The sequence below is a fragment of the Variovorax sp. V35 genome (assembly GCF_041154465.1).
Taxonomy (GTDB): Bacteria; Pseudomonadota; Gammaproteobacteria; order Burkholderiales; family Burkholderiaceae_C; genus Variovorax; species Variovorax boronicumulans.
The window spans coordinates 1,841,070-1,858,971 of the sequence record NZ_AP028666.1 but is presented as its reverse complement, the minus strand read 5'-3'; the positions used below and the strand labels follow the sequence as shown (position 1 = coordinate 1,858,971).

General features: G+C 68.0%; 20 protein-coding genes. 14 read left to right on the top strand and 6 right to left on the bottom strand.

Translation table 11 applies throughout. From position 1 onward, the window contains the following. Positions 1–4 precede the first annotated feature (4 nt). The 5 genes from ACAM42_RS08595 to ACAM42_RS08575 all read left to right on the top strand — a co-directional run bounded on the left by ACAM42_RS08595 (position 5) and on the right by ACAM42_RS08575 (position 4,110). Entirely contained in the window at positions 5–832 is an 828-nt protein-coding gene (locus tag ACAM42_RS08595) for an ABC transporter substrate-binding protein (protein ID WP_369631736.1), read from the top strand. A 120-nt stretch (positions 833–952) separates the two neighbouring features. Next, positions 953–1,648, top strand: coding sequence for an amino acid ABC transporter permease (locus ACAM42_RS08590; protein WP_056578440.1), 696 nt, complete (start codon positions 953–955; stop codon positions 1,646–1,648). 13 nt (positions 1,649–1,661) lie between these two features. Then, on the top strand, positions 1,662–2,372 hold the full coding sequence (locus tag ACAM42_RS08585) for an amino acid ABC transporter permease (protein WP_369631735.1): 711 nt from the start codon (positions 1,662–1,664) through the stop codon (positions 2,370–2,372). Beyond that, a complete protein-coding gene (locus ACAM42_RS08580; protein ID WP_369631734.1) occupies positions 2,369–3,112 on the top strand; it encodes an amino acid ABC transporter ATP-binding protein in 744 nt (247 codons plus the stop codon). The genes ACAM42_RS08585 and ACAM42_RS08580 overlap by 4 nt, the downstream gene beginning before the upstream one ends. Next, the gene (locus tag ACAM42_RS08575) at positions 3,109–4,110 is read left to right on the top strand and encodes an isopenicillin N synthase family dioxygenase (protein ID WP_369631733.1); all 1,002 of its coding nucleotides are present in this window, start codon (positions 3,109–3,111) and stop codon (positions 4,108–4,110) included. The genes ACAM42_RS08580 and ACAM42_RS08575 overlap by 4 nt, the downstream gene beginning before the upstream one ends. 23 nt (positions 4,111–4,133) lie before the next feature. On the opposite strand, the gene ACAM42_RS08570 is transcribed toward ACAM42_RS08575, so the two are convergent. Then, positions 4,134–4,802 carry an HAD family phosphatase gene (locus ACAM42_RS08570; RefSeq protein WP_062469103.1) on the bottom strand — a complete coding sequence of 223 codons (669 nt, stop codon included), beginning with the start codon at positions 4,800–4,802 and terminating at the stop codon, positions 4,134–4,136. A gap of 85 nt (positions 4,803–4,887) precedes the next feature. Further along, complete coding sequence (locus ACAM42_RS08565; protein ID WP_369631732.1) at positions 4,888–6,228, bottom strand: MFS transporter; 1,341 nt, start codon at positions 6,226–6,228, stop codon at positions 4,888–4,890. A 190-nt stretch (positions 6,229–6,418) separates the two neighbouring features. On the opposite strand from ACAM42_RS08565, the gene cyoA reads away from it, so the two are divergent. The 8 genes from cyoA (at position 6,419) to ACAM42_RS08525 (ending at position 14,044) form a co-directional block, all read left to right on the top strand. Next, entirely contained in the window at positions 6,419–7,444 is a 1,026-nt protein-coding gene (gene cyoA / locus ACAM42_RS08560; protein ID WP_062469097.1) for a ubiquinol oxidase subunit II, read from the top strand. Between the two features lies 1 nt (position 7,445). Continuing rightward, complete coding sequence (gene cyoB / locus ACAM42_RS08555; RefSeq protein ID WP_369631731.1) at positions 7,446–9,452, top strand: cytochrome o ubiquinol oxidase subunit I; 2,007 nt, start codon at positions 7,446–7,448, stop codon at positions 9,450–9,452. After that, complete coding sequence (gene cyoC / locus ACAM42_RS08550; protein ID WP_062469091.1) at positions 9,445–10,086, top strand: cytochrome o ubiquinol oxidase subunit III; 642 nt, start codon at positions 9,445–9,447, stop codon at positions 10,084–10,086. Before cyoB ends, cyoC begins: the two co-directional genes overlap by 8 nt. Further along, positions 10,083–10,508 carry a cytochrome o ubiquinol oxidase subunit IV gene (cyoD, locus tag ACAM42_RS08545; RefSeq protein ID WP_369631730.1) on the top strand — a complete coding sequence of 142 codons (426 nt, stop codon included), beginning with the start codon at positions 10,083–10,085 and terminating at the stop codon, positions 10,506–10,508. The genes cyoC and cyoD overlap by 4 nt, the downstream gene beginning before the upstream one ends. Beyond that, positions 10,508–11,332, top strand: coding sequence for an SURF1 family protein (locus ACAM42_RS08540; protein ID WP_369631729.1), 825 nt, complete (start codon positions 10,508–10,510; stop codon positions 11,330–11,332). The genes cyoD and ACAM42_RS08540 overlap by 1 nt, the downstream gene beginning before the upstream one ends. After that, the gene (locus ACAM42_RS08535; protein WP_307637147.1) at positions 11,316–12,713 is read left to right on the top strand and encodes an ATP-binding protein; all 1,398 of its coding nucleotides are present in this window, start codon (positions 11,316–11,318) and stop codon (positions 12,711–12,713) included. The genes ACAM42_RS08540 and ACAM42_RS08535 overlap by 17 nt, the downstream gene beginning before the upstream one ends. Further along, positions 12,710–13,273 (top strand): response regulator transcription factor, encoded by a 564-nt coding sequence (locus ACAM42_RS08530; protein ID WP_369631728.1) that lies wholly within the window; start codon positions 12,710–12,712, stop codon positions 13,271–13,273. Before ACAM42_RS08535 ends, ACAM42_RS08530 begins: the two co-directional genes overlap by 4 nt. A gap of 153 nt (positions 13,274–13,426) precedes the next feature. Then, positions 13,427–14,044 carry a hemolysin III family protein gene (locus tag ACAM42_RS08525; RefSeq protein WP_062469435.1) on the top strand — a complete coding sequence of 206 codons (618 nt, stop codon included), beginning with the start codon at positions 13,427–13,429 and terminating at the stop codon, positions 14,042–14,044. A gap of 10 nt (positions 14,045–14,054) precedes the next feature. Here ACAM42_RS08525 and ACAM42_RS08520 read toward each other — a convergent pair whose 3' ends face one another. From ACAM42_RS08520 to ACAM42_RS08505, 4 genes are read right to left on the bottom strand one after another with little or no spacing between them, the layout of a single operon-like run. Continuing rightward, positions 14,055–14,279, bottom strand: a complete 225-nt coding sequence (locus ACAM42_RS08520) for a SlyX family protein (protein WP_062469081.1) — start codon at positions 14,277–14,279, stop codon at positions 14,055–14,057. Positions 14,280–14,328: 49 nt separating this feature from the next. Next, positions 14,329–15,222 (bottom strand): SDR family NAD(P)-dependent oxidoreductase, encoded by an 894-nt coding sequence (locus ACAM42_RS08515; RefSeq protein ID WP_307586241.1) that lies wholly within the window; start codon positions 15,220–15,222, stop codon positions 14,329–14,331. Between the two features lie 50 nt (positions 15,223–15,272). After that, positions 15,273–15,773 (bottom strand): DUF1097 domain-containing protein, encoded by a 501-nt coding sequence (locus tag ACAM42_RS08510; RefSeq protein WP_369631727.1) that lies wholly within the window; start codon positions 15,771–15,773, stop codon positions 15,273–15,275. 36 nt (positions 15,774–15,809) lie between these two features. Next, positions 15,810–16,568 carry an SDR family oxidoreductase gene (locus ACAM42_RS08505; RefSeq protein ID WP_369631726.1) on the bottom strand — a complete coding sequence of 253 codons (759 nt, stop codon included), beginning with the start codon at positions 16,566–16,568 and terminating at the stop codon, positions 15,810–15,812. 126 nt (positions 16,569–16,694) lie between these two features. Here ACAM42_RS08505 and ACAM42_RS08500 point away from each other — a divergent pair, with 126 nt between their 5' ends. Continuing rightward, positions 16,695–17,591 carry a LysR substrate-binding domain-containing protein gene (locus ACAM42_RS08500; RefSeq protein ID WP_369631725.1) on the top strand — a complete coding sequence of 299 codons (897 nt, stop codon included), beginning with the start codon at positions 16,695–16,697 and terminating at the stop codon, positions 17,589–17,591. The last annotated feature ends 311 nt before the right edge of the window (positions 17,592–17,902 follow it).

Here is a 17,902-nt window from a genome sequence, read left to right as displayed (position 1 = left end):
CACCATGCGCCACACCCTGCTTGCCGCGGCCCTTGCCGCTTCCGCCCTGCTGACCGGCGTTGCCGCCCATGCGGACCAGCTCGCCGACATCAAGAAGAAGGGCGAACTCGTGGTCGGCGTGCTCGGCACCGACGAGCCCGCCACCTTCATCGATCCGAAGACGCGCCAGATCGTCGGCTACGAGGTCGACCTGGTGAACGCCATCGCCAAGAAGATCGGCGTGAAGCCGGTGCTCAAGCAGATCGCCGTGGCCGCGCGCATTCCCGAGCTGCAGCAGGGCCACGTGGACCTGGTGGCCGCCGGCCTCACGCACAACAAGGAACGCGAGGCGCAGATCGACTTCTCGCTCACCACCTTCGTCACCGGCCAGAAGGCCATCGTGAAGAAGGCCAGCGGCATCACCGACGTGCCGCAGCTCGGCGGCAAGAAGGTGCTGACCATCCGCGGCGGCACGCAGGAACCCAACATCCGCAAGGCCGTGCCCACCGCCGAGGTCGTGACCTTCGACACCAGCCAGCAGGCCTTCCAGGCGCTGCAGCAGGGCAAGGGCGTCGGCTACGTGGACGACGAGGCCGCGCTGCTGCGCAGCTACGCCAAGCTGGGCCCGCAGAAGGCGCAGTACGTGGTGCTCAAGCAGAACCTGAGCACCGAGTCGCTGGCCATCGGCATCAAGAAGGGCGAGAGCGGCCTGAAGACCGTGGTGGACGACACGCTGCGTGAACTCGAGAAGTCGGGTGAAGCGCAGAAGATCTTCCTCAAGTGGTACGGCCCGAACACGGCGTCGGGCTTCCAGACGCGCGACTTCAAGCTCGAGACCGACAAGATCGACTGAGCCCCGCGCTCGGCACACCAGGGGCGGGCCGCCATGCGACCCGCCCTTCGCTTTTGAGCGGCACGGCGCGCATGCGTACCATGTGCGCCCCGGCGCCTTTCGCCGTGCCTTCCGTTTCCCATGCCCCTGTTCGACTATTCGCTGCTGCTGACCGGCCAGTACCACGACATGCTGGTCGCGGGCCTGTGGCTGTCGCTGCAGCTGCTCGCGGTCTCGCTCGTCTTCGCGCTGCCGCTGGCGCTGGTGGTGGCGCTGCTGCGGCTCTCGCCGCTGGCGCCGCTGCGCTGGCTCGGCTTTGCGTACGTGGAATCGATCCGCAACATCCCGCTGCTGGCCCACATGCTGTTCTGGTATTTCGGCGCGCCCGAGCTGCTGCCCGAGGGCCTGAAGACCTGGCTCTATGAAGGCCACATCGAGGCCTACAGCGCGATCGTGGCGCTGTCGCTGTACACGGCGGCCTTCATGGCCGAGGACATCCGCAGCGGCATCCGCTCGATCCCGGCGGTGCAGTTCGAGGCCGGCCGCGCGCTGGGCTTCAGCTTCCTGGCCACCATGCGCCGCGTGGTGCTGCCGCAGGCGCTGCGCGTGACCGTGCCGCCGCTCATCTCGCAGACGCTGAGCCTGTGGAAGAACACCTCGATCGCCACGGTGATCGGCGTGGCCGAACTGATGTACCAGGCCGGGCAGGTCGAGAGCGCGACCTTCCGCAGCTTCGAGTCGTTCGCGTTCGCGAGTGCGGCGTACCTGACTGTGTCGCTGGCCATCACCGGGCTGGCGACCTGGTACCACCACCGGTTCCCGGTGCGGACCATCTGAAGGCGCGGTCGTCATGTTGGAAATCATCAACGACTACTGGGTCTACTTCCTCATCGGCCAGTACCCGAACGGCCCGCTCGGCGGCCTGGTGCTCACGCTGCTGCTGGCCTCGTGCGGGCTGGTGCTCGCGCTGCCACTGGGCATCGTGCTCGGCCTGGCGCGCGTGAGCCCGTGGCGCTGCGTGCGCTGGCCCGTCACAGCGCTGGTGTTCGTGGTGCGCGGCCTGCCGCTGCTGATGGTGATCTTCTGGGCCTACTTCTTCCTGCCCAGCGTCACGGGCGTGAAGACCGACCAGTTCACCACCATGCTGATCGCGCTCGTGATCTTCGATGCCGCCTACCTCGCCGAGATCGTGCGCGCCGGCATCCAGGGCCTGCCGCGCGGGCAGATGGAAACCGCGCGCGCGCTCGGCCTGAGCTACTTCGGCGCGATGCGCCTCGTGGTGCTGCCGCAGGCGCTGCGCAGCATGCTGCCCTCGCTGGTGAACCAGTTCGTCTCGACCATCAAGGAGACCTCGCTGGGCTACATCATCGGGCTGGCCGAGGTGTCGTTCATCGCCACGCAGATCAACACGCAGGTGTTCACCAAGCCGGCGCAGATCTACCTGATCCTGGGCCTGACCTACTTCATCCTGTGCTTCGGCCTCTCGCGCTTCGCCTACTGGCTGGAGCGCCGGCTCGCGCGCCGCGGCCTTCCCGCCGTCACCCTCAAGGTGCCCGCATGATCGAACTCCAACAAGTCAACAAGTGGTACGGCAGCTACCACGCGCTGGTCGACGTGACCGAGACCATCCACAAGGGCGAGGTGGTCGTGGTGTGCGGGCCCTCGGGCTCGGGCAAGTCGACGCTGATCCGCACCTTCAACCGGCTGGAGCCGATCCAGTCGGGCCGCATCACGCTTGACGGGCAGGACATCCACGCGCCCGGCCTGGACGTGAACGCGTTCCGCTCGCGCATCGGCTTCGTGTTCCAGCAGTTCAACCTGTTCCCGCACCTGAGCGTGCTGCAGAACTGCACCATGGCGCCGATGCAGCTGCACGGCCTGTCGCGCAAGGAGGCCGACGCGCAGGCGATGGCGCTGCTGGAGCGCGTGGGCCTCGCGAACAAAGCCAATGCGTGGCCCGGCGAGCTGTCGGGCGGCCAGCAGCAGCGCGTGGCCATTGCGCGCGCGCTCGCCATGAAGCCCCCGCTGATGCTGTTCGACGAACCCACCAGCGCGCTCGACCCCGAGATGGTCGGCGAGGTGCTGCTGGTGATGCGCGACCTCACGCGCGACGGCATGACCATGGTGTGCGTCACGCACGAGATGGGCTTCGCGCGCGAGGTGGCCGACCGCGTGCTCTTCATGGACCAGGGCCAGGTGCTCGAACGCGCCACGCCCGACGATTTCTTCAACCGCCCGCAGCACCCGCGTGCGCAGCAGTTCCTGTCCGACATCCGTTCGCCTTTTTCGAGAGACGCATGACCGACTCCTCCCTCCCCCTCATCGACGTCGCCCCGCTGGTGGCCGGCACGCCCGAACGCGACCGCGTGGCAGCGCAGATCGGCGACGCCTGCCGCGCGCACGGCTTCTTCTACGTCACGGGCCACGGCGTCGACGTCGCGCTGGTCCAGCGGCTCGAAGACCTGAGCCACCAGTTCTTCGACCTGCCCGAGGAAACCAAGATGCAATGGCGCATGGCCCTGGGCGGCCGGGCCTGGCGCGGCTTCTTTCCGCGCGGCGGCGAGCTGACCTCGGGCCGCCCCGACTGGAAGGAAGGCCTGTACCTGGGCACCGAACTTCCCGCCGACCACCCGCTGGTGCAGGCGAAGACGCCGGTGCATGGGCCGAATCTCTTTCCCGACGTGCCGGACTTTCGCGAGACCATCCTCGCGTACATGGACGCCGTCACGCAGCTGGGCCACCGGCTCATGGAAGGCATCGCGCTGAGCCTCGGCCTGCCCGCTTCCTATTTCGCTGAACGCTACACGGGCGACCCGCTGATCCTGTTCCGCCTCTTCAACTACCCCACGCAGGCCGTGCCCGAGGGGCTGGACGTGCAATGGGGCGTGGGCGAGCACACCGACTACGGCCTGCTCACGATCCTGCACCAGGACACCGTGGGCGGCCTCGCGGTGCACACGCCGGGCGGCTGGATCGACGCCCCGCCGGTGCCCGGCGCCTTCGTCTGCAACATCGGCGACATGCTCGACCGCATGACCGGCGGGCTCTACAAGTCGACGCCGCACCGCGTGAAGCGCAACACCTCGGGCCGCGACCGGCTGTCGTTCCCGCTGTTCTTCGACCCGAACTTCGAGGCCCGCGTGCAGCGCATCGAAGGCCTGGCCGGCGCCGACGCGCTGGACGACAGCGCCGAGCGCTGGGACCGCGCCAACGTGCACGCCTTCAGTGGCCGCTACGGCGACTACCTGCTGGCCAAGGTGTCGAAGGTGTTCCCGCAGCTGCGCGACGAAGTGCTCTGAACTGAACCCGGGCCCTGACCTCGTCAGGGAAACCAGCGCGGCACGTGCGGCATCGCGTCGTGCAGCGAATCGAGCACATGAAAGGCCTGCGCGACGATCGCCTCGGGCGGGTGCTTGAGGTCGGGCACCACCACCACGCGCATGCCGGCGGCGAGCGCGGCCTTGGCGCCGTTCTCGCTGTCTTCGAAGGCGACGCAATCGGCCGGGTCCACACCCAGGCGCTCGGCCGCGAGGCGGTACAGCGCCGGGTCGGGCTTGGCGCGCGCCACCTCGTCGCCGCCCGCGAAGGCCTCGAAGTGGTGAAGCACGTCGAGGCTGCCCAGGCAGGCCGCGATCTGGCCGCGCGTGGACGACGAGGCGACCGCGCAGCGCGTGCCCCGTCCGCGCAAGGCGGCGAGCAACTCGGCCGCGCCGGGCTTGATGGGAAAGAGCGGCCGGGCGTCGCCGTCGGCGCGTTCCAGCTGCAGCGCGGCGGTCACCTGCGTCGCCGCGTGCTGGTAGGCGGCAGGGCCGCCGAGCAGCGCCGCGAGGATCTGCTTCGATTCGCTCATGGCCAGCCCCACGCATTGCAGGTACTGGGCGTGCGAAAGCTCGACATCGAGCGTACGGGCCGCGGCGATCCAGGCGGCCATGATGGGGCGCTCCGAATCGATCAGCAGCCCATCCATGTCAAAAATGGCGGCGGTGAACATCGAGGCGAATCCTAAGCGAGTGGTGCGGCGGCCATGAAAAAAGGGGCCATCGGCCCCTTGTTTCGAGAAACGGCAATGCTGCCGGTCAGTCCCGCGCCAGCGCCCGGTTCAGCCCCAGCGCCGCCAGCGTGCCGAGCGCGCCCGACAGCAGGTAGATGCTCACGAAGGCCAGGCCGAAGTGCGCCGACAGGCCCAAGGCGACCAGCGGGGCAAAGGCCGCGCCGATGAGCCAGGCCAGGTCGGCCGTGAGGGCCGCGCCCACGTAGCGGTACTTGGGCGCGAAGTTGGAGGTCACGGCGCCAGCTGCCTGGCCGTACGACAGGCCCAGCAGCGCAAAGCCCAGCACGATGAAGATGTCCTGGCCGATGCGTCCGCCGTCGAGCAGCGTGGGCGCGAAGCCGCTGAACACGGCGATCATGGCGGCCAGGCCGCCGAGCGTGAAGCGACGGCCGATGCGGTCGGCGATCAGGCCCGAGGCCACGATGCCGATGGCGCCGAACACCGCGCCGACCATCTGCACGATCAGGAACTCGGTGATCGACTGGTCGGAATACAGCGAAATCCACGACAGCGGGAACACCGTGATCAGGTGGAACAGCGCGTAGCTGGCCAGCGCGGCGAACGCGCCGATCAGCAGGTTGGCGCCCTGCGAACGGGTCAGCTCGACCACGCTGGTGGGCTGCAGCTCGCGCTCTTCGAGCAGGCGCGCGTACTCGTCGGTGGCCACCAGGCGCAGGCGCGCGAACAGCGCCACGACGTTGATGGCGAAGGCCACGTAGAAGGTGTAGCGCCAGCCCCAGTCGAGGAAGTCGGCCAGCGGCAGGCTGGAATACAGGTACGCGAACAGCGCGCTGGCCAGGAAGAAGCCCAGCGGCGCGCCCAGCTGGCCCAGCATGGCGTACCAGCCGCGCTTGTTGGGCGGTGCGTTCAGCGCCAGCAGCGACGGCAGGCCGTCCCACGAGCCGCCCAGCGCCAGGCCCTGGGCAAAGCGGAAGATCGACAGCAGCACGATGGCCGTGAAGCCGATGCTCGCGTAGCCCGGCAGGAAAGCGATGCCGGCGGTGGAGGTGCCCAGCAGGAACAGCGCGATCGTCAGCTTGGTCTCGCGCCCGAAGCGCCGCTGGATCGCCATCGAGATCACGGTGCCGAAGGGGCGCGCGATGAAGGCGAACGAGAAGATCACGAAGGCCCAGAGCACGCCTTCCAGGCGCTGCTCGAACGGGAAGAACACCGCCGGGAACACCAGCACCGAGGCGATGCCGTAGACGAAGAAGTCGAAATACTCGGAGGCGCGGCCGATGACCACGCCGACCGCGATCTCGCCCGGGGCGATGCGCGAATGGTCGGCGTCTGCGGCGCGGGCGCCGCCTTCGGTCGGGTGCGACACAGGCTGGGCGCCTGGTGGACTGATGCTGGACGTCGTCATCTTGCTAGCTGGCTGGCTGTAATTCGGATGTCATGCCGGGGCACGACACAGGGGAAATTCTGGACACCCTGTAGCGTCTCACCGAATTGCGTTTACCGCCATAGGACAAAACGTCCAATAGGCGGAATCCCTTGGGCGGCGTAGATTGCAGGGTCATTTTTGCGCGGCCTTCGCACTTTCCTCTCCCGGCATGCACATCCTCAAGACCCTTCGCCGAGCACTTCTGCTGCTTTCCGCCATTTTCCTGGCGGGCTGCAACACGGTGCTGTTGAACCCCTCCGGCGACATCGCCAACCAGCAGGGACGCCTGATCGTCGTCTCCACGGTGCTGATGCTGATCATCATCATTCCGGTGATCGCCCTGACCATCTTCTTTGCCTGGCGCTATCGCCAGTCGAACAAGGAGGCCACCTACAGCCCCGACTGGGACCACTCCACGCAGCTCGAGCTGGCGATCTGGGCCGCGCCGCTGCTGATCATCATCGCGCTGGGCGCGATCACCTGGATCAGCACCCACACGCTGGACCCGTACCGCCCGCTGAGCCGCCTGGACGCGCAGCGCCCGATTCCCGCCGAAACCAAGCCGCTGGTGGTCGAGGTGGTGGCGCTGGACTGGAAGTGGCTCTTCATCTACCCCGAGCAGGGCATCGCCACGGTGAACGAGCTGGCCGCCCCGGTGGACCGCCCGATCAGCTTCAAGATCACGGCCTCGTCGGTCATGAACTCCTTCTTCATCCCCGCGCTGGCCGGCCAGATCTATGCCATGCCGGGCATGGAGACCAAGCTGCATGCGGTGATCAACAAGCCGGGCGAGTTCGACGGCTTCTCCGCCAACTACAGCGGCGCGGGCTTCTCGGGCATGCGCTTCAAGTTCCACGGCCTGAGCCATGACGGCTTCGACCAGTGGGTGGCCAAGGTCAAGACCGGCAAAGAGGGCGAACTGACCCGCGAGCAGTACAAGAAGCTCGAAGTGCCGAGCGAGCGCGAGCCCGTGCGCCACTACGCCGCGGTCGACCCGGCCCTGTACGACGCCATCCTGAACCTGTGCGTCGACCGCAACAAGATGTGCATGAAGGAAATGATGGCCATCGACGCCGACGGCGGCCTGGGCAAGCCCGGCGCCTTCAACGTCGCCACCAAGCAGGCCTGGCAGGCCGACTCCCTCGACACGCCCAAGCGCAAGTACGTCACCGCGATGTGCACCACCGAAGACTAAGATGTTGCAGAACCTAGACCTGACGAAGCTCGTCTTCGGCCGCCTCTCCTGGGAGGCGATTCCCCTTCACGAGCCCATCCTGCTCGTGACCTTCGCGGCCGTGATCCTGGGCGGCCTGGCGCTGCTGGGCGCCGTGACCTACTTCAAGCTGTGGGGCACCTTGTGGCGCGACTGGATCACCAGCATCGACCACAAGAAGATCGGCATCATGTACATCATCCTGGGCCTGGTGATGCTGCTGCGCGGCTTCGCCGACGCGCTGATGATGCGGGCCCAGCAGGCCGTCGCCTTCGGGGACAACGCGGGCTTTTTGCCGCCGCACCACTACGACCAGATCTTCACCGCCCACGGCGTGATCATGATCTTCTTCGTGGCGATGCCGCTGGTCACGGGCCTCATGAACTTCGTGGTGCCGCTGCAGATCGGCGCGCGCGACGTGGCCTTCCCGTTCCTGAACAACTTCAGCTTCTGGATGACCACCTTCGGCGCCGGCCTCGTGATGGCCTCGCTGTTCGTGGGCGAGTTCGCCAAGACCGGCTGGCTGGCGTACCCGCCGCTGTCGGGCATCCTGTTCAGCCCTGACGTGGGGGTGGACTACTACATCTGGTCCTTGCAGATCGCGGGGGTGGGCACATTGCTCTCGGGCGTGAACCTGCTGGCCACCATCGTGAAGATGCGCGCGCCCGGCATGACCATGATGAAGATGCCCGTCTTCACGTGGACGGCTCTCTGCACCAACGTGCTGATCGTGGCCGCCTTCCCGGTGCTCACGGCCGTGCTGGCCCTGCTGTCGCTGGACCGTTATGTCGGCACCAACTTCTTCACGAACGACATGGGCGGCAACGCCATGATGTACGTGAACCTGATCTGGATCTGGGGCCACCCCGAGGTGTACATCCTGATCCTGCCGGCCTTCGGCATCTTCTCGGAAGTGGTCTCCACCTTCTCGGGCAAGCGCCTGTTCGGCTACGCCTCGATGGTGTACGCCACGGTCGTGATCACGATCCTGTCGTACCTCGTGTGGCTGCACCACTTCTTCACCATGGGCTCCGGCGCCAGCGTGAACTCGTTCTTCGGCATCACGACGATGATCATCTCGATCCCCACGGGCGCGAAGATCTTCAACTGGCTGTTCACCATGTACCGCGGCCGCATCCGTTTCGAGCTGCCCATGATGTGGACCATCGGCTTCATGATCACCTTCGTGATCGGCGGCATGACCGGCGTGCTGCTGGCCGTGCCCCCGGCCGACTTCGTGCTGCACAACAGCCTGTTCCTGATTGCCCACTTCCACAACGTGATCATCGGCGGCGTGCTGTTCGGCATGCTGGCGGGCATCACCTACTGGTTCCCGAAGGCCTTCGGCTACAAGCTCGATCCGTTCTGGGGCAAGTGCTCGTTCTGGTTCTGGATCGTCGGCTTCTGGATGGCCTTCATGCCGCTGTACATCCTGGGCCTGATGGGCGTCACCCGCCGCATGAGCCACTTCCAGGACATGTCGCTGCAGATCTGGTTCCAGGTCGCCGCCGTCGGCGCCGTGCTGATCGCCCTGGGCATCGCCTCGTTCCTGATCCAGCTGGTGGTGAGCTTCATCCGCCGCGAGTCGCTGCGCGACACCACGGGCGACCCGTGGAACGGCCGCACGCTGGAGTGGTCGACCTCGTCGCCGCCGCCGGCCTACAACTTCGCGTTCACGCCGCGCGTGCATGACAACGACGCCTGGACCGACATGAAGGCCCGCGGCTACCAGCGTCCGCTGGACGGCTTCAGCCCCGTGCACATGCCCAAGAACACGGCCGCCGGCTTCATCATCGCGGCGCTGAGCGCGGTGTGCGGCTTTGCCCTGATCTGGCAGATGTGGCTCGTGGCCGGCATCGGCTTCGTGGCCATGATGGTCGCGATCATCGCCCACACCTTCAACTACAAGCGCGACTACTACATCCCCGCGGAAGAAGTCGTTCGCACCGAAGAAGCACGCACGCGCCTGCTGGCCACCGCCCATGTCTGATACCACCGCCCTCCCCTCCCGGAACGCGAACGCACCGGCGTTCGACCTGTTCCACGTCCGCAACGAGGACCACCACCCCGAGAACGGCACGCTGCTGGGCTTCTGGCTCTACCTGATGAGCGACTGCCTCATCTTCGCCTGCCTGTTCGCGGTGTACGGCGTGCTGGGCCGCAGCTACGCGGCCGGCCCCTCGGGCGCCGACCTGTTCGACCTGCCGCTGGTGGCGATGAACACCTCGCTGCTGCTGCTGTCGTCGATCACCTACGGCTTCGCGATGCTCGAGATGCAGCGCAAGCGCATGGGCGGCGTGCTGCTGTGGCTGGGCATCACGGGCCTTCTCGGCCTGGGCTTCATCGGCCTGGAGCTGTACGAGTTCGCGCACCTGCTGCACGAAGGCGCCGGCCCGCAGCGCAGCGCCTTCCTGTCGTCGTTCTTCGCGCTGGTGGGCACGCACGGCCTGCACGTGAGCTTCGGCATCATCTGGCTGGTCGTGCTGATGGTCCAGCTGCCCAAGCACGGCTTCACCGCCGCCAACCGCCGCCGCCTGATGTGCCTGTCGATGTTCTGGCACTTCCTGGACGTCGTGTGGATCGGCGTCTTCACCTTTGTCTACCTCATGGGATCGATGGCATGAGCGCCCCCGCACACACCGCCACCGCCGCACACGACGGCCACGGCGCACACGACAGCCACGGTCACGGCGACCACCACGACGACGGCCCCGTGAGCCACAGCACCTTCAAGGGCTACATGACCGGCTTCGTGCTGGCCGTGATCCTGACCGCGATCCCGTTCTGGCTCGTGATGGGCAAGGTGATCGCCAACCCGAGCACCACCGCCCTCGTCATCCTCGGCTTCGCCGTGGTGCAGATCGTGGTCCACATGGTGTACTTCCTGCACATGGACGCCAAGTCCGAAGGCGGCTGGAACATGCTGGCGCTGATCTTCACGCTGGTGCTCGTGGTCATCACGCTGGCCGGCTCGCTGTGGGTCATGTATCACATGAACACCAACATGATGCCGGCCATGGTCCACGACATGAAGAACATGCCCTGATGGCCCCGGCCGCCCGCCCGCGCTCCGTTGTCACGCGTGCGGCGCTGGCGGTCTGCGCCCTCCTGGCCTTTGCCGGCTTTCTTGCGCTCGGCACCTGGCAGGTCGAGCGCAGGGCCTGGAAGCTCGATCTCATCGCCCGCGTCGACCAGCGCGTGCACGCCCCGGCCGCCGACGCGCCGGCGCGATCCGAATGGCCCACGGTCAACGCGGCCAACGACGAATACCGGCACGTGCGCCTGCGCGGCACGTTCCTCCATGACAAGGAAGCGCTGGTGCAGGCCAGCACCCGGCTCGGTGCCGGCTTCTGGGTGCTGACCCCGCTGCGCACCGCCGACGGCAGCGTCGTGCTCGTCAACCGCGGCTTCGTGCCGCCTGAAGTGCGTGAACGCGCGGCGCGCACTGCCCCCGAGCCCCAGGGCGACACCACCGTGGCCGGCCTGCTGCGCCTGACCGAGCCCAAGGGCGGCTTCCTGCGCACGAACGACCCCGCGGCCGACCGCTGGTTCTCGCGCGACGTGCAGGCCATTGCCGCCGCGCGCGGCCTGGCCGACGTGGCGCCCTACTTCGTCGATGCCGAGGCCGGCGCTGCGCCCGCACAGGCCGCGCCCACGTGGCCGGCAGGCGGCCTGACCGTCATCGCCTTCCCCAACAGCCACCTCGTCTACGCCCTCACCTGGTACGGGCTGGCGCTGATGGTGCTCGGCGCCTATGGGTTCGTGTGGCGCGACGACCGGCGCCGACGGGCGGCCCCCGGCGGCAGCGGCGAAAATGTGCCGCATGCCGACGCCGCACGCCCCGACCCCGCCGATGCCCGCCGCGACTGACAAGCTCGTCGCGGTGGCCGGCGAGCTGCACGCCCCGCGCGCGGGCGTCGCGAGCCTAGACAACGCCATCGGCCACCAGAACATGCAGCAGCTGATCCAGCTGCGCTGGTTCGCCGTGGTCGGGCAGGTGGCCACCATCCTCGTGGTGCACTACGGCTTCGGCATCCGCCTGCCGCTGAACCACATGCTGCAGGTGCTCACCTGCCTGGCGCTGTTCAACATGGTGAGCCTGCTGCGCCTGCGCATCCATGGCCGCGTGACCAACGAAGAGCTGTTCGTGGCGCTGCTGGTCGACGTGGCCACGCTCACGGCCCAGCTGTACCTCAGCGGCGGCGCGACCAACCCCTTCGTCTTCCTGTACCTGCTGCAGGTGATCCTGGGCGCGGTGCTGCTCAAGGCCTGGTCGACCTGGACCATCGTGGTCATCACCGGCCTGTGCTTCGCGGGCCTGGCGCTGTTCTCGCGCCCGCTGCCGCTGCCGCTGGACCACGACCGCGGCCTGTGGAGCCCCTACGTGCAGGGCATGCTGGTGTGCTTCGCGCTCAACGCGGCGCTGCTGGTGGTCTTCATCACCCGCATCAGCCGCAACCTGCGCGTGCGCGACGCGCGGCTGGCCGACCTGCGCCAGCGCGCCTCCGAAGAAGAACACATCGTGCGCATGGGCCTCCTGGCCTCGGGCGCAGCGCACGAACTGGGCACGCCGCTGGCCACGCTGGCCGTGATCCTGGGCGACTGGCGCCGGCTGCCTCACTTCAGCTCCGACCCCGAGCTGCTGCAGGAAGTGGCCGAGATGGAAGTGCAGATCCAGCGCTGCAAGAGCATCGTGAGCGGCATCCTGCTGTCGGCCGGCGAGACGCGCGGCGAATCGTCCGAAGAAACCACCGTGCGCACCTTCCTGGACGACCTCGTCGAAGAATGGCGCACCACGCGCCCGGTCGAGGAGTTCGACTACGAGAACCTGTTCGGGCAGGACCTGCCCATGGTGTCCGACTCGGCCATCAAGCAGATGGTGTGCAACGTGCTCGACAACGCGCTCGAGGCCTCGCCGCACTGGCTGCGCCTGGAAGCCACGCACGACGCCGACGCGCTCACCATCACCGTCACCGACGCGGGCCCCGGCTTCATGCCGGCCATCCTCGCGGAGTTCGGCAAGCCCTACCAGTCGAGCAAGGGACGTCCCGGCGGCGGGCTGGGCCTGTTCCTGGTCGTGAACGTGGCGCGCACCCTGGGCGGACGCGTCGCCGTGCGCAACCGCCCCGAGGGCGGCGCCATCGTGACCATCACGCTGCCGCTGGCGGCCATCGTGCTCGAAGAGGACGAAGACGACGCCGCCACCGCCCTCGCGGACACCGCCGCCCCCAAGGCCCCCACCAGTCCATGACGTCCACCCCCGACACCGCCGAAGTCCGCCAGCTGCTCATCGTCGAGGACGACGAGGCCTTCGCGCGCACGCTCGCCCGCTCCTTCGAGCGGCGCGGCTACGTGGTGGTGCATGCGCGCAACCTCGAGGAGGTGGAAGCGCTGCTCGAGGAAGGCGACGGCCCCTCGCCCGGCTACGCCGTGGTCGACCTGAAGCTCAACGGCGAGGCCTCGGGCCTGGCCTGCGTGCAGATGCTGCACCGGCACGACGCCGAGATGCTGATCGTGGTGCTCACCGGCTTCGCGAGCATCGCCACCGCCGTCGAGGCCATCAAGCTCGGCGCCTGCCACTACCTGGCCAAGCCCTCGAACACCGACGACATCGAGGCCGCCTTCGGCCGCGCCGCCGGCACCACCGAGGTCGAACTGACCAACCGCTCGACCTCGATCAAGACGCTGGAGTGGGAACGCATCCACGAAATGCTGGCCGAGACCGGCTTCAACATCTCGGAAACCGCGCGCCGGCTCGGCATGCATCGGCGCACATTGGCACGCAAACTCGGCAAACAGCAGGTCAAGTAACATGATCTGCCGGTTTCGCGAATTCTTGCGGAACCAACACCGATCCCGGAGGCTCTGTTCCTGATGACGAATAGCCCGCCGCTGCAGCTGCAGCCCGCCCATTCCACCGATCTGCAGAAAAAGCAGGCGTCCGCCGCGCGCGACCAGACCGCGATGGAAGAGCTCTTCAACGCCCTGAGCCACGGCCTGGGCCTGCTGCTGGCGATCGCCTCGCTGCCGATCCTGGTCTACAGCGCCGCCCAGAAGGGCCAGGCCGCGGCCGTGGTGGGCGCCTCGCTCTTCGCGGGCACGGCCATCGTGCTGTACCTGATCTCCACGCTGTACCACGCGCTGCCCATCGGCCGCGCCAAGGCCTGGTTCAACCGCCTCGACCACGCGGCCATCTACCTGTTCATTGCGGGCAGCTACATGCCCTTTTTGTTCGGCGTGCTGCGCGGCCCCTGGGGCTGGACGCTGTTCGGCGCCATCACCGCCGCCGCCGTGCTGGGCGTGGGCGCCAAGCTGTTCAACCGCCTGCAGCACCCGCTGTGGTCCACCGGCCTGTACGTGGCGATGGGCTGGATGGCGCTGATGGCGGCGGTGCCGCTGTACGAGCGCATGTCATCGGCCGGGCTGGCCTGGCTCGTGGCCGGCGGGCTGTTCTACACAGCCGGGGCCGTGGTGTTCCTGTTCGACAACAAGGTGCGCTACGCGCATTCGGTGTGGCACCTGTTCGTGCTGGCCGGCAGCACCTGCCACTTCTTCGCCGTGCTCTGGCACGCGCACGGCTGAGCGCTCTTCCTCAATAGTGGGGCGGGAGTTCGTCGCGCAAGTTACGCGCGCCTCCATCCTGCCCTGCGTTCTGGCTTTGCAGCCGCAGTTGCGCGACCTGCAGGATCAGGCTGTCGATCTGCTGCTGTTGCCGGTAGATCGTCATGTTCAGCTGCTCGAGCAGGTCTTCGGCATAGCTCGACTTGATCTCGAGATCGTTCAGGCGCTCTGTCACGTCGTTCGGTGAATGTTCCATGCCGCTATTGGACAGGAAGATCCACCGCTTCTTGTTGACAGCGCCCCGCTCAGCGCCGGACCTTCGCCTCGAGCAGGTCGCCCATGCCGATGCGCCGGGCGAAATCGATGCGCACGCGCTCCGACACCTCGAAGACCTCGGCCGCACCGTCGCCCACGAAGTCGATCAGCGAACGCATCGGCCGCGTGCCGGCCGGCAGGCCCACGATGCGCACGATGTCGTCGGCCACGGCCTGCGGATCGGCATGCTCGGGCGTGAGGGCGGACAGGCGCTCGCCGATGCGGTCCATCACGCCGTCGTAGCGGCCGTAGGCGGCGGCAATGGCCGCATCGGACGGCTTGCCCGCGCTCGGAAAGTGATCGGTGCCCCGGGTGAACGCGCCCGGCACGACGATCGAGGTCTCGATGCCGAAGCGCGCGATCTCGTAGGCCAGCGTCACCGCCAGCGAATCCATGGCCGCCTTGGCCGCGCCGTACGGGCCCATGAACGGCGGAAAGCCGCCCTTGGTGGTCGTGCTGCTGATCCACAGCATCAGCCCCGACTCCTGCTGCCGCAGGTACGGCAGCACCGCGCGGTTCACGCGCTGGGCGCCGAGCACGTTGGTGTCGAACACCCGGGTGATGTCTTCCGGCGTGAAGGCCTCGGTCGGCCCAACCACGAGATGGCCCGCGTTCTGCATCACCACGTCGAGGCGGCCCTGCGCCTGGACGATGGTCGCCGCGGCGGCATCGGCGGAGGCCTGCGACAGCACATCGAGTTCGATCGGATGCAGCTGAAGCCCCTGGGCCGCGGCCAGCGCACGCAGCTCGGCCGCGCGCGCCTTGTTGCGGCCTGCGATGTCGCGCATGGAGGCATAGACGATGTGGCCCGCTTCGGCGAGCGCCTGCGCGCTGAGCTTGCCGATGCCGGAGCCGGCGCCAGTGACGAGGATGACGGATTGCATGATGGAACCCCTTGAATGAAGGTGGGAGGGAAGAAAGGAAAGTCCGGTGGTCAGTGCACGCGGCGCTGCAGCAGGTGGGCCAGCCACGCCGCCATCGATCCGAGTGCCGCCGCGCCGGCCAGCGTGGCGAACAGCGACAGCGAAGGGGGCTGGTGGACCGCGAAGAACGCGATCAGCCCGAGGAAGTAGCACAGCAGGTTGTTCAGCCGCGGCACGCTGCGCATCGACACCACGAGGAGCGCCACGAACAGCACCACCACCGGCAGCGCCGCGGCGCCCGCGATCGGGGCCAGCGCGGCGATGGCCAAGGCCGCACCCTTGCCGATCAGCAGGCCCAGGCTCACGCAGACGAGGTTGAACACGCCGTCGCGTGCGGTCGCGCCGCGGGTGTAGAACGCCACCCAGCCGACGAACATCGCCCACACGGGCAGTTCGAGCACGAGCGCCATCGCCGAGGCGACGGCAGCCACCACCGCAGCGGCGGCCGTGAACGCCGTGTAGGCGAGGCTGAAGAAGCGCGGGGTGGCCGTGCGGGGTGAAGGCGGATGCATGGTGCGTGCTCCGTGGATGTCGTGAGAGGCCACCGCTCAGGCCACGCCGCCGTTGGCCCGCAGCACCTGCCCGTTGACCCATCCCGCGTCCGGCCCCGCCAGGAACGACACCACCGAGGCGATGTCTTCCGGCTGGCCCAGGCGCTGCAGCGGCGGCATCTGGGCGAAGGCCTGGATCTGTTCGTCGGTCTTGCCGTCCAGGAACAGCGAGGTCGCGACCGGCCCCGGCGCCACGGCGTTCACCGTGATGCGTCGGCCGCGCAGCTCCTTGGCGAAGACGTGCGTGAAGGCCTCGACCGCCGCCTTGGTGGCGTTGTAGATCGCGTAGCCGGGCATGTGCAGCGCGAGCGTGGTGCTCGAGAAGTTGACGATGCGCCCGCCCTCGGCGAGCCGGGTCGCGGCCTCGCGCAGGGTGTTGAAGGTGCCGCGCACGTTGATGTCGAAGGTCTGGTCGTAGAGCGCGTCGCTGTGCGCGGCCAGCGGCGCGGTCTGGAGCACGCCGGCGTTGTTGACCAGCACGTCGACCGGGCCGAGCTGCGCTTCGACGGTGTCGAACATCGTGCGCACCGCCTCGGCGTTCGCCACGTCGGCCTGCACCGAGAGGGCACGGGCGCCCGTGGCCTTCAGTTCAGCGACCAGCGCTTCGGCCGGCGCGGCGCCCGCGGCGTAGTTGACGGCGACGGCGAAACCGTCGGCAGCGAGCCGTCGTGCAACGGCGGCGCCGATGCCGCGCGAGGCGCCGGTGACGAGGGCGACGCGGGTGGGAAGCGAGGAAGAAGTGGCGGCGGTGTTCATGGCGCGATTCCTTGGGGGTGGTGAGTGGATGAAGCGAATGGTCGGCCATTCCACCCAAAAGATAATCAGCACCAATTCGTCAATAAAATTCCATTTACTTAAACAATAGGCACGAAGAGCGACCCCATGGACCGCTTCCAGGAAATGCAGGCCTTCGTGCGCATCGCCGAGCGCCAGAGCTTCACGCAGGCCTCGGACGACCTGCAGATTCCGCGCGCCACCCTCACCACGCTGATCCAGCGGCTCGAATCGCGCCTGGGCGCCCGGCTGCTCGAGCGCACCACGCGCACGGTGCGCCTCACGCAGGACGGCGAGGCCCACTACCAGCGCTGCGTGCGGCTGCTGGCGGACGTGGAAGAGGCCGAGGGCGCGTTCACCCACGCGGCGCCCCAGGGCCTGCTGCGCGTGAACCTGCAGGGCACGCTGGCGCGGCACTTCGTGGTGCCGGCGCTACCCGCCTTCCTCGCCCGCCATCCGGGCCTGCAGCTGCACATCGGCGAGGACGACCGGCTGGTCGACCTGGTGCGCGAAGGCGTGGACTGCGTGCTGCGCGCCGGCCCGCTGCAGGACTCGTCGCTGGTCGCGCAGCGCGTTGCGCTGCTGCCGCAGGTGACGGTGGCGAGCCCCGGCTACCTCGCGGCACACGGCGAGCCCGTCGACCTCGCGGCGCTGGCCTCGCACCGCGCGGTGCACTACGTGTCGAGCAGCACGGGCAAGGCGCTGCCGCTCGAGTTCACGGTCGACGGTCAGGTGCGCCCCGTGCAACTGGCCGCCACCGTGTCGGTGACCGGCGCCGACCTGTACACGGGCGCCGCCGTCGTGGGCCTCGGGCTGGTGCAGGTGCCGCGCTACCGCGTGGCGGCCGAGCTGGCGGACGGTCGCCTGCAGGCGGTGCTGCCGGGCTTTGCGCCGCCGCCGATGCCGGTGTCGGTGCTGTATCCGCAGAACCGGCAGTTGTCGTCGCGCGTGCGGGTGTTCACGAGGTGGCTGCGGGACATCTTCGAGGTGGCGCAGGCCGGCTAGCGTCACGCGCCGCCGCGATGAGCACCCCACTTTTCCACGCTCATCGCAATTTTCTAAGGCACGCCCGCTTCGGGTGACGATTGTTCGCAGTGCATGCGACGGCATCCCCGCAGACTACTTCGACCTCTTGGCTTGTCACGGAAGACGTCGATGCCGCGCCCACTTTCCATTGCCCCCTCGATCCCCCTTGTCCTTAGACAACGCCTGCTGGAACTTGTGCGGCTGGCGAACCAGGAGGGACTCAGCCAGCTGTTTGCACATGAGCTTCGGCTCAAGACGCCGAATCCCGGATCACGCTGGGTGGCTCCCGT